Here is an 18,872-nt window from a genome sequence, read left to right on the forward strand (position 1 = left end):
CCTCGCCTGGCTCAGAGAACTCTTGTGCCTCTTCCTGATCCAGCTATCGCATACGCTTGCCTGTCCGCTCCCGCTCAATTCGGCTTCTTAACGGACGACTGACGTCTAGCAGTGCTGAAGCGCCTGAATGAACCGACTTGAGAACACTGAGAGAACCATTGGATTCGAGCACGACCGCATCAACGTCTTCAATGCGATCGATCCCCCGCGAGCGCACCGCGGCACGGACATCCTGCTCCGCAATCCGGTGTCTCTTCATTTTGAAGCGATGAATTTGCCGTGACGAAAGACAAGCTCTGGAGGAGGGTTGAATATGACCCGAAGGCGCGGCCAGCGGGTGTAGATGGTGGCGAACATCAGCTGCAATCCCAGGAGAAGAGCAAATGCCAGGGTACTTTGCAGGATTGAAACGCGTGCCGATAAGATGCCCGTTGCCATCGCAGACCCGAGCGCGATGGTGACTATGAATCCGAAGGCATTCCATTTTGCCAGCGCGCGCTGACCGAAGGCGCGGATCAGAATGATGATCACGAAATACGAGAGCACAGCGGCCACTGCGGTGTGGATGAGCGCCTGCCAACTCGGAGCAAATTCAGCCATAAAGTAATTTCCAACAAAGTGCCTGTTGCCCGGCGCATCTCTCCTATGACTGAATGCGCCGGGCACTTCGCTCCAACTGCGGCGCATCACCACCTATGATGAGCGCGGACGACGCCGTGATGATGATGCCGGTGGTACCTTGGCGCCCAGCCGTAGCTATGACGCCAGGGATGTGCGCGCCGGACGGTATATCCCCACGGTCTCGGCGAGGACCAGCCGTAGCTATCGCGCCAGGGGCGCGGGCCCCAGGCGTATGGCCGCGGTCTCCAACCATAGCCACCCCAGTAAGGTGTGTAGGTGTAAGCCGGATAGTACCCACCGTAGCCGTATGGGTATGTGTAACCATAGTACGGCGGATATTCCTCATAATACGGGGTCGCAATGGCGGAGCCGATCAGCGCTCCTGCCAGCAGTCCCGCGCCGATTCCCCAGCCGCCGCGCCAGCGAACCTGCGTGAGACTATCCTGCACTGTCGACGTGTGCTCCGTCGGGCTCGCGGCTGCCGAGAGCGGTGTCAGGGGCGCAGCCTGGGTACTGCTGATAGGAGATATCGCGATCAGGCCGGTGAGAGAAAGGGCAAGTGTGAGTCTCCGCATCTGTGGCTCCTGTAATTTCAGAATGCCGTCTCAACATCAGCCTGCAATCTTGGTTTCTGGAGTCAAGGGTTCGGGACACTATGTCGCGCCGATTGCTGGTCAGACACACGAGTGTACGACACCGTACCAACTCCATCGCCTCCGTACCTTTTCAGTAGTATTCCTGAACTAGGCAGCCTGTTTACTTTCGCGCTCCAGGAAGCCTTCGACGTAGATCATGCGGACAGCAACGAGCAGGACAGCGATCAAGGGCGTGGCAACGATCAGCCCGATCAAACCAAAGAGAGTGCCAAGGATCGTTTGGGAAAGGATCGTGAGTGCGGGTGGCAGCGAGACCGTTCGTTTCTGGATCCATGGTGCGATAACATTTCCTTCCAACAGCTGGATCGTCAAAAACAAGAGCCCGACCCAGGCGGCAAGGGCAGGAGACTGTGCCAGAGCCACAAGGATCGCCGGCACTGCGCCGGCAAGTGCCCCGATGTATGGCACGAAGTTCAGAAGGGCCGCCAGTAGGGCCAGTGATAGTGGCAAGGGCGAACCGATGAGGAGAAGGCCAAATCCGAGGAGCAGACCAACGATCAGCATGTCGACGAGTTGACCAAGAAACCAGAGCCTAAGCGTAGCACCGAGCTCTCCGGCAACTTCTCGGCCGCGAGGTCGCCAGGCCGTTGGAAGCAAACGAAGCGCGCCTTCGAGGTACAATTGGGGCGACGCAGCGAGGAATATCGCTGTCGCCGCCGTCACGACGAGAGTGCCACCTATGCCGAGAACGGAGCCAACGACGCCTGTGACGTAGCCGGTCAGGCCGGTGCGCAGAGACTTTCCGGCGATCTGCAGCTGTTGAGCCAAAATCGAGCCCCACGGGTTGTTTTGCAGTTCGCCCCATATCCGTGCCAGCTGGGTTCTCAGTTGCTGGCTGATCTCGTCGGCTTGATTGAAAATGGCGCTGCCCCTCCACCACAGTAGCGCACCGAGTGCGAGGCCTGTCACCAGAATGACGAAAATCAAGGACGTGTACGGCCCAAGGCGCGTTACGCGACGGACCGCGTTGCTGGCACCCCGCAAAACACAAGCGATGACCACGGCGCTGAACAAGAGCAACAGTATGTCGCGAAGCAGCCAGACCGAGAGGGCGAGAAATAGAGCCATTGCGCTTACACGGAGGGTGCGCTCGATATGCCTCACATGAACAGTCAATTTGTCTTCCAATTCGTCTCCTTTGTCGGAACAGTCCAGATTCCGAAGCTCGACATTGAAGTTGCGCTGGCGAGACCACTCGGAACATCATCGCGGCGATCGCGTCGCGATGTATGTAATACTCTGTTGCGGCCTCAAATGTTCTTGTAGGCAAACGAATAATTCTCGTCCGAAGACCCGAAGCACTAGAGCGAGCTCGGGCATCGTGTTGCTGATCGTCGTTCACTTCTGAGGAGATGGCATGAACAGCGTTCTAATCTCCGGGGTTGGAATTGCCGGACCCACGCTTGCCTATTGGTTGAAAGCAGCCGGCTTCCAGCCGACGCTCCTCGAGCGCGCCTCCGCTCTACGGAGCGGAGGCTATGTCATCGACTTTTGGGGGCTGGGCTACACCATCGCTGAACGGATGGGATTGATGCCGGAGATCAATCGCGACGGCTACTACGCCCGAGAGCTTCGGATCGTAGATGAAGCTGGCCGTCGGCTGGCCGGCTTCGGTACCGACGTCTTCTCCGAGTTGACGAATGGACGATACGTTACTCTTCAGCGCAGTGACCTCTCGCGCATGCTGTTCGAACGGACCAGCGGCGTCGAAGCCATTTTCGGAGACGAGATCATTCTCGTCGAAGAGAAACCAGATTGCGTCGAAGTCCAACTGAAGCACGGCGGCAGGCGCAGGTTCGACCTTCTCGTCGGGGCAGACGGCCTGCATTCAGCCGTGCGCAGTCGGGTCTTTGGACCACAGGCTCAGTTCGAGCGGCGTCTGGGGTATATCGTGGCTGCATTCGAAGCTCACGGCTATCGACCGCGCGAGGAGGATGTGTACCTGATCTACTGTCAGCCGGGCCGCATGGTAGGCCGCTTCACGCTGCGTGACGATCGCACCTTGTTTCTCTTGGTATTTGCCGAGCATCACTCAGTTTTTCCGGAAACGCCGATCTCGCAAAAGGCGCTCCTTCATGAAGTCTATGGCGGAGATGGCTGGGAGTGCGATCAGATGCTCGTCGAACTGGAGCGCGCCGGTGAACTCTATTTCGACACCGTCAGTCAGATCAGGATGCCGAACTGGTCACGAGGTCGGGTGGCGCTCATTGGTGATGCGGCGTTCTGCGTCTCGCTCCTGGCAGGGCAGGGATCGGCGCTGGCGATGATTTCAGCTTATGTCTTGGCCGGTGAACTCGCCATGTCCAGTGGACGATGTTTGGAGGCGTTTGCGGGATACGAGGCGCGGCTGAAGAGCTATATAGGCCGGAAACAGCGAGGTGCGGAGCGCTTTGCCGGGGCCCTGGCGCCGAGAACGCGTGTGGGAATGCTCTTCCGCAACGTCGTGGTCAGAAGTTTCTCGATCCCGGGACTGGCGAGGCTCGCAATTGGGCGGGACATCGCCGACGAACTGGAGCTTCCTGACTACCGCTGGGCGGGGACATGAATCGACGGACAACCACTAAGGGCGTCCAATGGCGGTGACGTGGGGGCTCGGTGGGCGCGGATTGTCGCCATGCCTCTTGGCAGGAACTGCCTTTCGGAACCAGAGTTCATATCGGTGTCTGTGCGCAATAGTGGTCAAATGCCCTCGGTCCTGACTTACGGCACGCGAAAAGCCCTGATCGGCAGCAGCATCAAGCCGTTTGCTGAAGAGCGGAAGGTCAGCCTTCTCGTGCTTTGCGCGCTCGCCTTGGTCATTGGCGTCATGACCGGACTTGGCGCCGTCGGCTTTCGCGCGCTAATCGGCCTCGTGCACAACTTGTCTTACAATGGCAGGCTGAGCGTCGTTTACGACGCAAACGTCAGTGAGGGCCCCAGTCCTTTCGGCGACTTTGTTCTTCTTGCGCCTGTGATCGGCGGCCTCATCGTCGTCTTTCTCGTCCGGCGGTTCGCTCCAGAAGCAAAGGGACATGGCGTACCCGAAGTGATGGACGCCATATTCTACAAGCGCGGCAAAATTCGGGGTTCGGTAGCTTTGATAAAGGCGCTGGCGTCCGCAATATCGATCGGAAGCGGCGCCGCCGTCGGGCGCGAAGGCCCTATCATTCAGATAGGCTCAGCCCTGGGCTCAGCCTTTGCTCAGTTCATCGGGCTCTCGACCCGGCAGAGGATCACGCTGCTGTCCGCGGGCGCGGGCGCGGGCATCGCCGCGACCTTCAATACTCCGCTGGGCGGCGTGCTGTTTGCTCTGGAAATTCTTCTGCCGGAAGTTTCAAACCGGACATTCCTTCCAGTCGTCGTGGCCACGGGGGCTGCGACGACGATCGGGCGCATCCTGATCGGTCCGGACCCGGCCTTTTCGGTTCCGGATGTGCAATTCAGCATGGTTGCATCCTTCAATGCGCAGGAAGCTCTCGCATTCGTCCTGCTTGGCCTGTTGTCTGGAGCGGCAGCCTGGGCGTTTATCCGTCTGCTCGTCTTCATGGAAGATGGCTTTCCGAAGCTGTCTGCTAACGAGTATGTTCAGAACATCATCGGCATGTCGTCAATCGGCCTAGTGATGGTGATGCTCACGCATGGCTTTGGACACTCCTACGTCGACGGAGTGGGCTACTCTGTCATTCAGGAGATACTGGACCACAAGATGACAGCCGCCGGGTTGCTGGCGCTGCTCTTCGTGCTGAAGCTGTTAGCAACGACGGTCAGCCTCGGTTGCGGGGCGTCGGGCGGAATATTCTCGCCATCGCTTTACCTTGGCGCCACCCTGGGGGCCGCCTTTGCCGCTGCAACCGATTCAATCCTGCCTCACTCAGGGCTAACGCCATCCTCGGCCGCGATCGTTGGAATGGCGGCCATCGTCGGCGCAGGTACGGGCGGCGTCATGACGGCCATCGTGATGGTGTTCGAAATGACGCGCGACTACGCAATCATCGTTCCGGTTATCGTTGCGGTGGCGTTGGCTGCAGGCGTGAGGCGTGCACTCGTCAACGAGACGATTTACACAGTCAAGCTCCGCCATCGCGGGCACCGCATCCCAAAGGAACGGCATATCAACCTCTACCTGGTGAAGCAGGCCCAGGACATCATGGAAAGGCGCTTTATCGTCTCCAGGGTAGGAACGACACTAAAGCAGGTCATGGCTGCGGAAGACATCGATGATGCACTTCCTATCGTGGTTGAGCGCGAAGGCCGGATCGTTGGGCTGATCCCACCGCGTTCCGGCTTATGGGCGGAGTCGCAATCCAACCCAGTTCTCGCGGTCGAGCAGTTCGTCGAGCGGCGGATGGTGATTTGCCGGGATCAGGACCTTCTAAGCTTGGTGTTTGCCAGGTTGAAGCGCCATCGTGCCGGCGCGGCAATCGTCATCCGCTCTGCCTCGCGCCCGCGCGTGAACGATATCGTCGGCGTCCTCACCAAACGCGTCATCGCAGATGCCGTGATCGACAGCTATGAGGATTGACCGAGCGGAGCCAGGTCCCGTCGAGAGAGCTCACCTATTGACCTACAGTACGTCTTGCAACCCAGCCCAGAGTCGAGCTTTGGATGATGATGCTGAACAGGACGACCGCATAGGTTGAGGCGAGTATGGCGGACTTGGCGGGGCTATCCGGCAGCGACAAGGCCAGCGCAACTGAAATGCCGCCACGCACGCCTGCCCAGGTCAGGAAAGGTGCGTTGCGCAACGAGAGCAGCCGTGTCCACCCGAACAGAAACGGCTGTACCCCAACCGAGGCAAACCGCGCGAAGAGGACGACTGGCACAGTTGCCGCCGCCAGAACGAGACTGCGAAGATCAAATCGCAGTATCAAGGTCTCGAGCCCGATAAGCAAAAAAAGGACGGAGTTAAGAATTTCGTCGATAAGTGTCCAGAGCGCGAACAGATACCCCTGTGTCCGCTCACTCATCGCATATCGCGGTCCCCGGTCGCCGATGAGAAGACCTGCGGCGACCATGGAAAGCGGCCCGCTGACGTGCAAATGAAGCGCGAGCGCATAGGTCGCAGTGACGAGCGCAAGGGAGATCAGCACCTCGATTGCATAATCGTCAATGAGCCGCATCGCGCGATACGCGATGTAGCCGCTCAACAAGCCGAGCACCATCCCGCCGCCAGCTTCGCGAACCAGTAATTGCGCGACATCGGCAACCGAGACATGCGCACCATCGTCCGAGCTCGCGAAACGAAGCAGAATCGTGAACAGGACAATTCCGACGCCGTCGTTGAACAACGCTTCGCCCTCGGCCTCGATCTGTAGCTCTTTCGGCACGTTCGTGTTGCGAAGCGTGGTGAGAACGGCCACCGGATCCGTCGGGCTTATCAAGGCTCCGAAGACGAACGCCCAGGCGAGCGGCACGGGTAAGTTCATAAGGCCGCAGATCAGCCAAAAGATCAGACCGACGAGCGCCGTAGAGATCAGCGTGCCGAATACGGCCAGAAGAAGCACCGGAAATGCGCGGCTCCTGAGTGTCTCCAGATCCACGTGCAGGGCGCCAGCGAACAGAAGAAATGCAAGCATCCCGTTCACTACGACTTCGGCAAAGTCGATCTGCCGGAGCCCGCTGGCAAGCTGGTCGAGCAGTTGAATGTCGGGAATTGCCGCATCCAAGCCGATCAGGAGCAATGAGGTCAGGACGCTCATCACGAGAAGTCCTACGCTGCGGGACAGTGGCAGGAATTTGTGATTGAGCCAGCCGAAAACGGCCGACAGCGTAAGCAGAACGGCGGCAATATCCATCAGCGAAAGCACAGCAAGTTCCGTTGTTCTGGTGAGTGCGTTTGCTCCGCCCGCTACAGGCCGCTGCTTCCCGGATCGATCGAAGGAGCCAGGTTCAAGATAGCGACTTCTGGGCTGGTAACAACCAAAAAGCTGCATGTCCCCATTCACCTAAGTCAAACCGGATGCCGCCGAACCCTAATACCTCTCTCCGCAGGCTTGCCGCGTCTTCGACATTTGAAAAGAGGAACTATTGCTTGTCGGCTTGTACTGATGCATCTGCGGCCAAAGATCGCGATAACGATTGTCGATGGGCTCGTTCACTCCGCATTCATTGAACAGACATGAAGGTTCGAAGCGGGTACACGAAGGAAACATCATGAAGAAATTAGCCTATGGTTTCGCCGCCGCTGCTTTGCTTGCGGGCATTCATTTCGCGGTTCCCGCCAATGCGATGACGGCGCCTCCGGCCGGCGCAGCGGCAACATCCGAAACAGTGCAGGTCCGCTATTTCCATCATCATCGGAGGGTTTGCACGGTGCGGACCATAGTCAAGCGCGGTTATCATGGCCGGCGTATCGTCAAGCGCGTGCGTGTCTGCCGATAGGTGCGAACCTTCGAGGGCCGCGGTCCAGGCGGCCCTCGCCTTGGCCACGGCGGCCTTTGCCGCAGAGTGCGTGGGGTTCGCCTACGGTCAGTCTATGTGTCCGAGTGGGGCACCGCGCCTACATCGGTAGCTGACGATTAAGAACCTGAGAAAAACGGCGAGCTGCGGCTTCCAGCGCCGCGACACTAAGAGCCATGAGCAACGTGCCGAGGACGATGAGCGCCAGGAGTGTATTCATGATCAGATAAGCTCTTGCCAAAACAATCCCGGTCTCATGAGAGTCCGAGCTTCGACGATTCCGATCAGCATCTGGTGGGTAGCGCGCTGGCTCCCGTTCAAGCGATTGCATACGCCGAGAACAGAAGGCAGGTGAGGTATACACAGGCGAGGCCAATGCCCGCAGTTCTCGCCACGCGAGCATCAACCGGCGAGCGTGTCCTGGCTGCGAGCCTCGGCAATTTTTCATATTGTGCAAAGAGCTGGCGACCGGCACGTCCGCGGAAAAATACATTTCGCATGTCTGCCTCCAAAGAAGTTGATCCGTTCCAGATGCGGAGTGCAGCATCCGGAAGAAATCGGGTTCTGGCGGTTTCATCCGCTCGAATGAGGATAGTTCACCATGCCTCGTCGGATAGTCAGGACATGAGCGTGGCTTGTCCGGATAATCCTGACGTCCGCAAGCGGTGCGGCCGGGGCTTTGCACGATTCCGGGTCAAACTTGATCGGTACTCTTTGCCGGATGGCTCAACCAGCCAAGCGCCACGCCGTGGCGCACTATGTCGGCACGTGTGAACAGTCCGAGCTTTTCCACTGCTCTGGCCTTGTAGGTTTCGACAGTCTTGATGCTGATGTTGAGCTGATTGGCGATTTCCTTGTTGCTAAAGCCTTGCGCGATGAGTCTGAGAACCTCACTCTCGCGCGGTGTCAGCTCGCTGGCTGCCGAAGCGCCGGAAGACGGATGTGCGCCCCGCGTCGATGGAAGTGCCTTCTCTGCTATTGCGGGATCCAGATACAACCCACCTCCGGCAATCGCGCGAACTGCGCGCTCGAGCTCGTCGGCCGCAGAGCGCTTCAGAAGATAGCCGCGAGCTCCCGCCTGCAGCATGGGCTGAACGTAGGCGTGGTCCTCGTGCACGGTCAGCGCCAGCAGACGGACCTGAGGTAGCTGTGTCGCTAGGGTGCGAGCGACTTCAAGGCCACTGAGGCCGGGAAGGGAGATGTCCAGGATGGCAATGTCTGGCGTCGCCTGGCGAATGACAGCAAGGGCGGTTTGTCCATCCGTTGCTTCCCCGACGATCTCGATGTCCTGCACGTCCTGGAGCAACGCTTTCATTCCCGCTAGAACAAGCGGATGATCGTCAGTCAACGTGATCCGGATCGGGCACATAGCCGATCTCCTCTGTTGGCACCGGTATTCTCATGAAAAGAGAGGTGCCGTGGGCGGGTTCAGATTCAATGGCCAAAGATCCGCCCAGCAGCGTGAGGCGTTCCTCGATTACGGACAGGCCCAATTTGTCATGGCGGCTCTCGCCCTGCGAGAATCCCTGAACGTCGAAGCCGTCCCCGTCGTCTTCGACGACGATCCTCAGCTCCGCTATGCGCCGGTCGATGACTACACTGACGTTTCGAGCTCGCGCGTGTTTGACGACGTTGTTTACGGCTTCCTGAACTGCGCGGTAGACTGCGATTTCGACGTCCTGGCCGAGGCGATCTTTTTTGCCCAGCGGCTGAAAGTCGACGCTGACCCCGAACCGGCGCTGGATCTCGGCGCAGAATGCCTCCAGCGCCTTGTAAAGGCCCAGGTCATCAAGGGCAGTCGGGCGCAGATCAGACGCGATTTGATGGATATCGCGTCCAATCCCTCTTGCGAGTCCTTGCAGCCAATTGAGCCTCTCCAATCCGAGCTTGCGTTTGGGGCTCGTGCCCAGAAGCGGCTCCAGGTTCTTCAGACCGAGAAGTAGACCTGTGACCGTCTGGCCGATCTGATCGTGAAGCTCTCTTGCGATTCGACGGCGTTCATTTTCTTCCGCTTCGGAAAGACGTCGAAGCAGTTGCTGTCGCTCCAGCTCGGCTCGCTTGGTCTCGTCGATATCCAGAATGACGCCATACACGACGTCCAAGTTCTTATCATCGATGCGAGACAGCCGCCCGCTGGCCCGCAGCCACCGGCTGTGAGGGGGAGCGGTCCGGAAATCAGCAATCGCCACGTTTCCCGAACGGCAACTCAGCAAGGAAGCCTCAAAGTTCCGCTGGTCGGCGGGATCAATACAGCTCAGTATCCGATCGATCGGAAGGATCGTATCTCCTTCGGAGCGCGAACCGTCTATCCGGAGCATCTCTCGGGCGCGGGGCGACACGATCGCTTCTCTGCTCGCAAAATCGCAGCTGAACACGCCGAGATCTGCGGCATCAATCGTCAGCCTCCGTCGCTCTTCACTTGCGCTGAGTGCCGATGCTGCCTGCGCCTCTTGCTCGCGCCGGCGAAGCGAAATGTCGCGTATGGTGTACCAGGCCAAAGTCAGAGCCAACACGAAGCTCAAGACCCCGCCTCCGGCAAGGAAAATGGCTGAGCGCTGGACAGGCCCATTCAGTTCCTGCGTCGGTATCCCGAAATGGACCGACCATCCGCTGGTTCCGGGTATGACTTTGTAGATCGAGTCGACTTGTTCGCCGGCAGGCGTGGTTTTGACGTAGCTTCCTTCTGGCGCTGAGGCTATCGCCTGGCGGACCGTAGCGCTGGCAGATTGTCCGAGTTCGGATTGTTCACCGAAGGTGCGGGCGACGATGTTCCCCTTGGCATCGACCACGAAACCCACCCAGCCGGCCGGGGCTCCTGCGCTCTTCAAAATCTGGCTTATTGCATCGGGCACCAGGGCCACCGTGAGTACAAACTTCAATTGCCCATCGCGCTCAACGGGGGCCCTGACGGCCACCACGCGTTTGCCGGTGATGGGACCACGTGGCCCAATTCCGCCGATCGCGGGCTTTCTCGTTTTCAGGATCTGTTCGAAATTCTCTCGGTCGGCGGTGGCACGCATCCCATCTCCGAGTGGACGGCTGACATCAAGCACCTGATTCCCGTCAGGATCGACGAGCTGAATCGTCTGCCAAAGAGGACGTGCTTCGTTGACACGCGTCGCTTCGCGATAGAACGCGTCAAGGTCCGGCTTGTCGAGTGTTGCGGAAGCCGCGACGGTCTCGGCGATCTCGAGCTGGAGGCTGATCTCGGAGGCAAGCCGGTTGACGACGCTATCGAGCGTCTCCACGGCGGCAGCCTGAGAGCCCCTGCGCTGCTGCTGCGCGTTCAGGAAAACGACCCAACCCGCAAAAAGCGCAAGAGGCATCGCTGCCGCGATGAAGACGAGGATCAAGGGGCGGCGGGCTGCGCGCCGGGAGATTGAGGTGGGCGCCTCCTTGCGGGTGGGTATCAAATGAGACAGCAAAACGCCCACGTGCTGGCACTTCCCCGATATTTCTGGTTCTTGTCAGGTTTTTCCCGACAGTTCTATCGGTCACCCTGACTCCCAGGATCGCTCGATCCATCCCATCGTACAGGCAATCATTGTAGCGGTCTAGAATTGGGCTTGACATGGAACATTCTTCATCGCCGCTGCGGTTGATCGAAAACGAATTCAACCCGAAGCGGCTTGGTTTGGACGAGCCCTTCTGCGGAACTAGCCGCAACGAACTCGTCTCCCGACTGTCGGCTTCATCGCAGTGCCGTTTGCTCGAAAGCTGCGAGACGGTGTCTCTGAACAAAGGGCAAATTCTCTACGATCGCGGCACTCCTCTTCGCCATGCCTACTTCATCGAGTCCGGCGGGTGTTCTGTCACGACCCGTGCGGGCGACTGCCTGCCGGTCGAGATCCATACGCTCGGGATGAAGGATTTTGTCGGCGTGCCGTTGGTCCTGGGCATGCACGTTTCACCGCACCGCTGCAGCGTGAGAGTGCCGGGCCAAGCGCTTCGGATCCAGTCCGATCAGCTGATTTCTTTGATCAAGAAGGACGTCGAGCTTGAAAAGATGCTTTTAGGCTATGTTCAGGCGATCCTGATTCACAGTTCGCAACTATCAGCCTGCAATTCCAGGCACACGCTGCACCAGCGCCTCGCGCGGTGGCTCCTGGTTGCCAGCGACAGGCTCGGGTCTCGCGAGGTACCTTTCACGCACAGTTACATAGCCAATGCTCTCGCGGTCCGGCGCGCCGGCGTTACGGTCGCTCTCGGGAGTATGATGCGCGACGGAGTGATTGGATGTCGCAGGGCGGGGATCGTCGTCATGGACGAGGCCAGGTTGAAAGCGATGTCTTGCGATTGTCATGGGATCATCCTGTCGGCGCACAACCGTCCTTGTGCGGTGCCGCCCCTCCGCATTTCATATTCGTGAACGCGATTCCCTGCTGCCGTTAAGGCGACTGTACGGCAGCCAACAGAGTCTAGATATTCTTGAAGCGATAGAGGCGGAGATGTCATCGCAAGAAAGCCGGATCCGAACCGATACCGAAGTTCTGGTGGGAGCCTTGGAGGAGGCCCAAAGGCTACTTGCCGTTTACGAGAACCCCTGCTGCAATCGCACCAGGGACGACATTATCGCTATGGTCGAGTTCATCATATGCAACCCTTCCGTGACACGTGCAATGCTTCATCAAAAGATGCGCAGCCGCCTCAAGCTGGTCGGATAAGTCTCGTGCGGCAGCGTACCTTCGCATGCAGGCAAACGAAACTTGCGAGCGTGCGATGAGTTGACGATGATCCAACACAACTAGGAGCAATCGTCATGAAGACATCACTTTGCATTCTTGCCTCCGCGATGCTGCTGGCTACGCCTGCCATGGCGCAGTCGTCCCAGAACAACGCGACGACCGCGGCGCCCAACATGCAGCCGGCTGCCTCGACCGCCTCCATGCACAAGGAAGGTGAATGGCGTGCATCGAAACTCGTTGGTGTGAACGTCTATAACAACAGCAACGAGAAGATCGGCGACATCAATGATCTGATCCTGGATTCCAGCGGGCGGGTTGCCAACGTGGTGATCGGGGTGGGAGGATTCCTTGGAATGGGCGAGCACAACGTCGCCGTAACATTCGATCAGCTCAAATTCGCCAAGGAACCGGTGAAGACCGTGTCCAGCGATGGCGCTGGAAAGACCGGCAATGCCGGTTCGACGAGCACGACGGGAAGCGCATCAACGTCGGCCCACCGAAGCGACAATTGGTATCCGGACCACGTGGTGCTGAACGCCAACAAGGATCAGCTGAAGAAGATGCCTGAATTCAAGTACTGAGCCGATTTCGGTCGGTATTTCCATGCTTATCGGCGGTGTCATCTGAGATGGCGCCGCCTTTTCCAGTTGTCTTTGATCCGGTCGGCTAGATTTGTGTAGCAGGAAAAGCAGTCTTGAATTTCCGCATTGAATCGATCAGCTTGCGTGCCGCTGGCTGAGGTCGACGATGTCTGATGAAGCACTGCCGGAAGAGGTAGAGGAGCTTGTCCGACGCTACATTCGCTCTGTGGCGCAGCTCGAAGCCCTTTTGTTCTTCCACAAGCGGCCCGGCGAGCGGTTCGACGTGGAATCGCTTGCTGCACGTCTTTACGCGGGCAAGATCGAGATGGCCGATGCTCTAGCGTCCCTGAGGAAGGATGGCTTCCTCGACGGCGAGGCAGGGATCTATGCGTTTGCGCCGCGGCCCGAATTGCGGCCAGTGGTCGATAGCTTGGCCTTGGCGTATTCGCGGCATTTGATCCCAATCACACATATCATCCACAACAGCCCACACCGCATCCAGGCATTTTCAGATGCCTTCAGGATTCGAAAGGATTAGTCATGGCTGCGGTGATTTACACACTTTGCGCGATCACGAGCGGCTTTTGTGCATGGCTGCTCATTCGGGCATATATCGGTAACAGGTCGAAGTTGCTCCTATGGAGCGCCGTCTGTTTCGCGGGTCTGACTTTCGAAAATGCTGCTCTCTGGATCGATAAGATCGTATTTCCTCAGGTTGATCTTTCCGCCGTGCGTTTATCGATCGGCCTGTTCGCCATGGCGGTCCTGCTTATCGGCATGATCTGGGAGGCCGACTGATGGACCATTTGAATCCCGTTCTTTCAGGTGCGACGGCATTCGCATCGCTCCTGGCGAGCATATATTTCCTGAAGTTTTGGCGTAAGACGGACGACACCTTTTTCCTGCTCTTTGCGGCTGCGTTTGTGATCGACGCCGTTGCGAGATTTGTCCTGGCTGTGGTGCAAGTGACGAATGCGAGCGAGCCGGTGTACTTCATCCCGCGCCTGATCACATTCGGTCTGATTGCGCTTTCGATCGTCGGGAAGAATGCGCTGCCGAAGAAGCGCAAGTGAAGCGCGAATTCAAGAGGCGCTGACTGGCAAGATTGCTCGGGGTGCAACCGTACAACCGGTTTCGCGCTTTGAACGACGGGCAGGGGAATTGACCACTGACCTTACCCGGGACGGATGGAAAGGTCATGCCGTCAGGAGAGGCGGACCCCAGCCGAGGAACGCTGGGATCCCAGCTCCCGCCGCGCGCTAATTCACCCGGACGTTGGCGGGCTGCTGTGTGGGACAGGAGTGATCTTCGGCAGAGCGCGCACAGCTTGCTACGCGACGAAACACGGTACAGTTCTGTACAATTGGCAGCCGATCTGCCCCGCTGCCGCTTGCTCGCGGGCGACCTCCGAAGGATATTGCGCAGGGGGCTTTCATGATCAGCAAATCGAATCAAACGGCACTCGGTGTGTTTCCGCAAGCGTACTGCCTGTCTTGCGAGGAAAAGACGCCGCATCGGCATGAACGGCTGGCAATCCACGGTACGCAAATGGCACGTGCGACTTGTCTCACCTGCAACAACGAGCGTACGGGCTTTGAGGCGGGGAAGCGGCTCGCCAATCCGAGCTAACAGCAGCCGTCCTTTGGTCTGGTATATATTCGCTTACTACCGCTTAGCGCAATCGGCAGTGCCCAATGCGCCGCGAGAGCTGCGCCTGCTACTAGACGGCTCGAGCAAATGCCTGCGGATAGTCGGGGTAGCTCCGGAGTGACCCCGATATCGTACAAGGAGTTCTTCCGCTATGGCATTTTCGGCCTGGTGGTAGCCGCAGTCGTGGCGTTCGGTATCTCGCCATTTACCGGAGGAATCGTACAGCAGTGGTCGCGAAGCGATGTTGAAGCCAGATCCAAGCTGGTCTTCAACGCCATCCAGCCGTTGCTTAGTCGTGATCTGGAAGACCAGGCGTGGGACCGGCTCTCGGACCTTTTCAAGAGAGTCGCGCTCGACAAGAAGATTCTCGCGGTTGGATTTTGTGATCCGGAAGGCTCGTTGCTCGCGCCAACTCCCGAGATGCCGGCGAGCTTCTCCTGCGAAAAGTCAGCCAAATCCGAGAACGACAGTTTCGCAAGCATCGCCAGCGGGGGGCGACGCATTCTTGTAGCTGCGTTTCCGATCTCGAGTAGCCGAGGTCGTTCCTACCTCGTCATTCTAACCGACCTCAGCTTTGCGGCGGCCAGGTCCAGCCAGGTGCTGGCGTATCTGCTCGCCGCGCTTGCCGGCGTCGTTCTGGTCCTGACCGTTGGCACGATCATTTTCGCCGTCCTCATGATGCGCGGCTGGATGAAGGCATTGCGACGCGCGGTCGAGGAGGTCCGTCGAGGTGCTCAGGGAGTGCACCTTCAACTCGGTCGCTCGTCTATCGATCGAGAAATTCACAAGCTGTTGCGTAGCGCCGAACAAGTTACGTTTACAAGCCAGATCGAGTGGACGCCGAAATCGCTTCAAGAGGTGCTGCAAAGCGTCTTGCCGGGGGCCGAAGTTCTCGTCCTTTCCAATCGGGAGCCTTACATTCACAACACTTCGGAAGCGGGGACTGTGGTGCAGCGGCCGGCGAGTGGATTGGTCTCGGCCCTGGAGCCGATCATGCGTGCCTGCGGTGGCACTTGGATCGCACACGGCAGCGGCAGCGCCGATCGGGAGACTGTCGACGACCACGATAGGCTCCGCGTCCCCGAGGCAGCCCCGGCCTACACGCTTCGGCGCATCTGGATCTCTGAGAAAGAACAGGACGGATATTACTACGGTTTTGCCAACGAAGGGCTCTGGCCATTGTGCCATATCGCTTTCGTGCGCCCTACGTTCAGGTCCAGCGACTGGCAGACGTATCGGCAGATCAACCAGCGCTTTGCCGATGCAGTCGTTGCCGAGGCGCGGACCGAGGACCCCATCGTGCTGGTCCAAGACTATCACTTCGCGCTTGCTCCGAGAATGATCCGTGAGTGCCTGCCGAAAGCCACGATCATAACTTTCTGGCACATTCCGTGGCCGAATGCAGAAACCTTCAGCATTTGCCCATGGAAGGCCGAGATCATTGAAGGAATGCTCGGCAGCACCATCGTGGGATTTCACACCCAATTTCACTGCAACAACTTCATCGAGGGTGTCGATCGCTTTGTGGAAAGCAGGATCGACCGCGAAGTGCAGGCGGTCAGTCTCGGTGGACATGAGACCAGAGTACGTGCCTATCCGATCTCGATCGAATGGCCACCAAGAGAAGTGGAGAAATTGCCAGCTCCCGCGGAATGCCGATCCGGTATCATCTCGCAGTTCGAACTGACGGAAGGAACGCGACTGATCGTGGGTGTCGAACGCTTCGACTACACCAAAGGCATTCTTGATCGCATGCGGGCGGTCGACGCGCTCTTGTTGCGCAATCCGGCTTGGAGGGACAGGGTTACCTTCATCCAGATCGCAGCACCGACGCGCAGCAAACTCAGCTCGTACTCGAAGCTCCAGGCTGAAGCGGAGGCGCTCGCTGCCGAAATAAACGAGCGGCACCGCGGTCGCCAACCCTTGATGCACTTGATCGCGCGACACTACGAGCCGTCAGACGTGTTCCGGCTGTTCAGAGGGGCCGATGCCTGCGTCGTCAGCAGCCTGCATGACGGAATGAACCTCGTCGCGAAGGAGTTCGTTAGCTCGCGAGAAGACAACGCTGGGGTTCTTATCTTGTCGAGTTTCACCGGGGCGTCACGAGAATTGTCCGAGGCTCTTATCGTCAATCCCTATGACACCGAAGAAATGGCATCGACCCTCGAGCTTGCACTTACGATGCCAATCGAGGAGCAGGCCGAGCGCATGAAGCTCATGCGACAGCAGGTAAAGGAGCATAACGTCTATCGCTGGGCAGGCACGATGCTGGTGGACGCAGCGAGAAGTCGCACCCGCGAGCGGGTTCTTGGTCTGGCCACTAAGGCCCGTCACGGCGTGAAGCCGATCTGAGCGGTATCTCTTCAAAAGCGGTCTTCAAGAAAATCGGTACCAAAGCGTACTGTTGGTCCTTTCCAAAACGAACAGCTCGGTCGCATTCTCGTGCTTGCGAAGTTTTGCTCCGCGATGTGGAGGAAGGCGAATATGAACATCCTGATCGGAGCTGCTATGCTTGCGGTAGCAGGCGTCCTGATCTTCATTGGGCGTCCCAATCGGATTGGCGAGCAACCGAAGTTCCTGCGCTTTGAAGCAGCGCTGGTTCTGTATCCTCCAATTATTTTGTCGTTCATTGGACTCGGCGCTGCGGCCCTGATATCGGGCCTGCTAACTAGATAGAGGCATGTCCAGGCATGAGAGAAGCACCTCTCAGCCCACCAGTTGGTGAGCGCGGCAGTAGCGTAATTTGAAAAGGCACTCCGCACACCTCCTTTGAAGTGAAATCCCTGCGATTTGGAAATCCAAAGCCGAGCCCGCCTGCAAAATGCAGTGAAGCGCTATATCCCCGGCCGAGACGCTGAATTGGCCTGTCGTCTTTCGGCCGCTGCGCCGGTCGGCGCTCGTAGCGAGCGCAAATAGTATCCGTCTTTAGTCTAACGTTGCCCTAAAACGACGGCAAAATCCATGTCTCCCAACTTGAAGATGGGCATAATTCCGGAGGCTGCGGGGTTGATGCTTAGTCAAGACCGCTTCAAACTAGTGAAAAATAAGAAACGTCATTCAAATTCAAAGAACTCGCCAGGGAGGAAGCAATGAAAGTGCGTCCAGATACGACAGCAACACGTCGCACCGTATTGAGTGGTGCCGCCGTTGCGGGAGCAGCGATCGTAAGCGCTCCCTATATCCGCGATGCCGATGCAGCTGAAACGACGACTTGGAAGGTCCAGACTTCGTGGCCAGCTGGCGTGGGGCTCAATACATTCAAGACGTGGGCCGCATCGATCAAGGAAAAAACCGGCGGCGAGCTCGAGTTCAAGCCTTTCGCTGCCAAGGAAGTTGTCGGCGACTTTGAGCTGCTTGACGGCGTAAAGAACGGCGTCCTCGAGGCGATGAACTCCTTCACCGTCTATTGGGTCGGCAAGGTGCCGGCGACGGCGTTCTTATCGTCCTATCTGATGGGTCTGCGCTATCCGCATGAATGGGACGTGTTCTTCTACTCGAAGGACGGCCTGAAAATGGCGCGCGAGATTTTCGCCAAGCAGAACATCATGTATGTCGGGCGCATCCATCATGGCCCCAACATCATCCATTCAAAGAAGCCTATCCGTTCGATTGAAGATTTCAAGGACCTCAAACTGCGCGTTCCCGGCGGTATGATCGCCGAGGGCTTCGCGGCGATTGGCGCCAAGACCACGCTACTTCCCGGCGGGGAGGTCTTCTCGGCGCTCGAAAAGGGTACCATCGAGGCGGCCGACTACACCGGCCCAGCGGTCAACTGGGATCTCGGATTCCAGCAGGTCACCAAGTACATCTGGATGGGGCCGGTCGGACTCGAGTCCATCTATCAGCCCGTCGATCTCATGGACTTTTGCGTCGGCATGAACCACTGGAATAAGCTGTCGCCAAAGATGAAGGCTTGGGTCGAACTCGAAATTGAGGCCTATTCGTCGCTGCATCACGCGGCGATCCAGAAGGCCGACATGGACGCGTGGCCGAAATTCATCAAAGCCGGGACTGAGATCAACCGCCTGCCGGTTTCAGATCTAGAGAAATTCCAGCGCGTCGCGGTGCCGATCTGGTTTAAGTGGGCAAACAAGGACAAGGACGCCGCTCGCGTCTTCAAAGCCCAACTAGAGGTAATGGAATCGCCGAGTTACGGCTACGTTACACCCGATATGTATCAGGGCCAGAAGCTCGATCTCTGAACGCTGTCGGTGACGGCGGCGCGGGAGTCAGTGCCGCCGTTCGCCTTGCCAGGAGGGCCGCAGCGGGAATGCGCCTTTCCATCGACCAAGTCGGAGCCG

16 protein-coding genes are annotated in these 18,872 nt (G+C 58.3%); 11 read left to right on the forward strand and 5 right to left on the reverse strand.

Going from position 1 to position 18,872, the window contains the following annotated elements; all coding sequences use genetic code 11:
- Nucleotides 1-255 precede the first annotated feature (255 nt).
- Entirely contained in the window at nt 256-600 is a 345-nt protein-coding gene (locus IVB42_RS13435; RefSeq protein WP_247395119.1) for a hypothetical protein, read from the reverse strand.
- Nucleotides 601-1,364: 764 nt separating this feature from the next.
- Complete coding sequence (locus tag IVB42_RS13440; RefSeq protein ID WP_247395329.1) at nt 1,365-2,405, reverse strand: AI-2E family transporter; 1,041 nt, start codon at nt 2,403-2,405, stop codon at nt 1,365-1,367.
- 229 nt (nt 2,406-2,634) lie between these two features.
- On the opposite strand from IVB42_RS13440, the gene IVB42_RS13445 reads away from it, so the two are divergent.
- Nucleotides 2,635-3,822: an FAD-binding domain gene (locus tag IVB42_RS13445; RefSeq protein WP_247395124.1), complete on the forward strand. Its 1,188-nt coding sequence runs from the start codon at nt 2,635-2,637 to the stop codon at nt 3,820-3,822.
- A gap of 138 nt (nt 3,823-3,960) precedes the next feature.
- Nucleotides 3,961-5,778 carry a chloride channel protein gene (locus tag IVB42_RS13450; RefSeq protein WP_247470400.1) on the forward strand — a complete coding sequence of 606 codons (1,818 nt, stop codon included), beginning with the start codon at nt 3,961-3,963 and terminating at the stop codon, nt 5,776-5,778.
- A 34-nt stretch (nt 5,779-5,812) separates the two neighbouring features.
- On the opposite strand, the gene IVB42_RS13455 is transcribed toward IVB42_RS13450, so the two are convergent.
- Nucleotides 5,813-7,063 (reverse strand): sodium:proton antiporter, encoded by a 1,251-nt coding sequence (locus tag IVB42_RS13455; protein ID WP_247395130.1) that lies wholly within the window; start codon nt 7,061-7,063, stop codon nt 5,813-5,815.
- Nucleotides 7,064-7,409: 346 nt separating this feature from the next.
- Between IVB42_RS13455 and IVB42_RS13460 the strand changes: the two genes are divergently transcribed.
- Nucleotides 7,410-7,637, forward strand: coding sequence for a hypothetical protein (locus IVB42_RS13460; protein WP_247395131.1), 228 nt, complete (start codon nt 7,410-7,412; stop codon nt 7,635-7,637).
- Between the two features lie 712 nt (nt 7,638-8,349).
- On the opposite strand, the gene IVB42_RS13465 is transcribed toward IVB42_RS13460, so the two are convergent.
- Both IVB42_RS13465 and IVB42_RS13470 read right to left on the reverse strand, forming a co-directional pair.
- A complete protein-coding gene (locus tag IVB42_RS13465) occupies nt 8,350-9,024 on the reverse strand; it encodes a response regulator transcription factor (protein ID WP_247395135.1) in 675 nt (224 codons plus the stop codon).
- Nucleotides 8,996-11,089, reverse strand: a complete 2,094-nt coding sequence (locus tag IVB42_RS13470) for a cache domain-containing protein (RefSeq protein ID WP_247395138.1) — start codon at nt 11,087-11,089, stop codon at nt 8,996-8,998. Before IVB42_RS13470 ends, IVB42_RS13465 begins: the two co-directional genes overlap by 29 nt.
- Nucleotides 11,090-11,226: 137 nt before the next feature.
- Here IVB42_RS13470 and IVB42_RS13475 point away from each other — a divergent pair, with 137 nt between their 5' ends.
- The 8 genes from IVB42_RS13475 (at nt 11,227) to dctP (ending at nt 18,773) form a co-directional block, all read left to right on the forward strand.
- On the forward strand, nt 11,227-12,024 hold the full coding sequence (locus IVB42_RS13475) for a Crp/Fnr family transcriptional regulator (RefSeq protein ID WP_085402321.1): 798 nt from the start codon (nt 11,227-11,229) through the stop codon (nt 12,022-12,024).
- Between the two features lie 390 nt (nt 12,025-12,414).
- The gene (locus IVB42_RS13480; RefSeq protein WP_247395331.1) at nt 12,415-12,921 is read left to right on the forward strand and encodes a PRC-barrel domain-containing protein; all 507 of its coding nucleotides are present in this window, start codon (nt 12,415-12,417) and stop codon (nt 12,919-12,921) included.
- Between the two features lie 166 nt (nt 12,922-13,087).
- Nucleotides 13,088-13,459, forward strand: a complete 372-nt coding sequence (locus IVB42_RS13485; protein WP_007607493.1) for a hypothetical protein — start codon at nt 13,088-13,090, stop codon at nt 13,457-13,459.
- A 2-nt stretch (nt 13,460-13,461) separates the two neighbouring features.
- The gene (locus IVB42_RS13490; protein ID WP_247395142.1) at nt 13,462-13,719 is read left to right on the forward strand and encodes a DUF5985 family protein; all 258 of its coding nucleotides are present in this window, start codon (nt 13,462-13,464) and stop codon (nt 13,717-13,719) included.
- Nucleotides 13,719-13,994 (forward strand): DUF5985 family protein, encoded by a 276-nt coding sequence (locus IVB42_RS13495; RefSeq protein ID WP_247395144.1) that lies wholly within the window; start codon nt 13,719-13,721, stop codon nt 13,992-13,994. The genes IVB42_RS13490 and IVB42_RS13495 overlap by 1 nt, the downstream gene beginning before the upstream one ends.
- Nucleotides 13,995-14,658: 664 nt before the next feature.
- A complete protein-coding gene (locus IVB42_RS13500; protein WP_247395148.1) occupies nt 14,659-16,923 on the forward strand; it encodes a trehalose-6-phosphate synthase in 2,265 nt (754 codons plus the stop codon).
- 132 nt (nt 16,924-17,055) lie between these two features.
- Complete coding sequence (locus tag IVB42_RS13505) at nt 17,056-17,247, forward strand: hypothetical protein (RefSeq protein ID WP_247395151.1); 192 nt, start codon at nt 17,056-17,058, stop codon at nt 17,245-17,247.
- A gap of 413 nt (nt 17,248-17,660) precedes the next feature.
- Nucleotides 17,661-18,773 (forward strand): TRAP transporter substrate-binding protein DctP, encoded by a 1,113-nt coding sequence (gene dctP, locus IVB42_RS13510; RefSeq protein WP_247395332.1) that lies wholly within the window; start codon nt 17,661-17,663, stop codon nt 18,771-18,773.
- The last annotated feature ends 99 nt before the right edge of the window (nt 18,774-18,872 follow it).

Origin of the sequence: Bradyrhizobium sp. 45 (assembly GCF_023073155.1) — a bacterium.
GTDB classification, from domain to species: Bacteria; Pseudomonadota; Alphaproteobacteria; order Rhizobiales; family Xanthobacteraceae; genus Bradyrhizobium; species Bradyrhizobium canariense_D.

Excerpts from the sequence above, each read along its gene's own strand:
- IVB42_RS13435 (WP_247395119.1), bottom strand. The coding sequence starts at position 600 with ATGGCTGAATTTGCTCCGAGTTGGCAGGCGCTCATCCACACCGCAGTG.
- IVB42_RS13445 (WP_247395124.1), top strand. The coding sequence starts at position 2,635 with ATGAACAGCGTTCTAATCTCCGGGGTTGGAATTGCCGGACCCACGCTT.
- IVB42_RS13450 (WP_247470400.1), top strand. The coding sequence starts at position 3,961 with ATGCCCTCGGTCCTGACTTACGGCACGCGAAAAGCCCTGATCGGCAGC.
- IVB42_RS13460 (WP_247395131.1), top strand. The coding sequence starts at position 7,410 with ATGAAGAAATTAGCCTATGGTTTCGCCGCCGCTGCTTTGCTTGCGGGC.
- IVB42_RS13465 (WP_247395135.1), bottom strand. The coding sequence starts at position 9,024 with ATGTGCCCGATCCGGATCACGTTGACTGACGATCATCCGCTTGTTCTA.
- IVB42_RS13475 (WP_085402321.1), top strand. The coding sequence starts at position 11,227 with ATGGAACATTCTTCATCGCCGCTGCGGTTGATCGAAAACGAATTCAAC.
- IVB42_RS13480 (WP_247395331.1), top strand. The coding sequence starts at position 12,415 with ATGAAGACATCACTTTGCATTCTTGCCTCCGCGATGCTGCTGGCTACG.
- IVB42_RS13485 (WP_007607493.1), top strand. The coding sequence starts at position 13,088 with ATGTCTGATGAAGCACTGCCGGAAGAGGTAGAGGAGCTTGTCCGACGC.
- IVB42_RS13490 (WP_247395142.1), top strand. The coding sequence starts at position 13,462 with ATGGCTGCGGTGATTTACACACTTTGCGCGATCACGAGCGGCTTTTGT.
- IVB42_RS13495 (WP_247395144.1), top strand. The coding sequence starts at position 13,719 with ATGGACCATTTGAATCCCGTTCTTTCAGGTGCGACGGCATTCGCATCG.
- IVB42_RS13500 (WP_247395148.1), top strand. The coding sequence starts at position 14,659 with ATGCCTGCGGATAGTCGGGGTAGCTCCGGAGTGACCCCGATATCGTAC.
- IVB42_RS13505 (WP_247395151.1), top strand. The coding sequence starts at position 17,056 with ATGAACATCCTGATCGGAGCTGCTATGCTTGCGGTAGCAGGCGTCCTG.
- dctP (WP_247395332.1), top strand. The coding sequence starts at position 17,661 with ATGAAAGTGCGTCCAGATACGACAGCAACACGTCGCACCGTATTGAGT.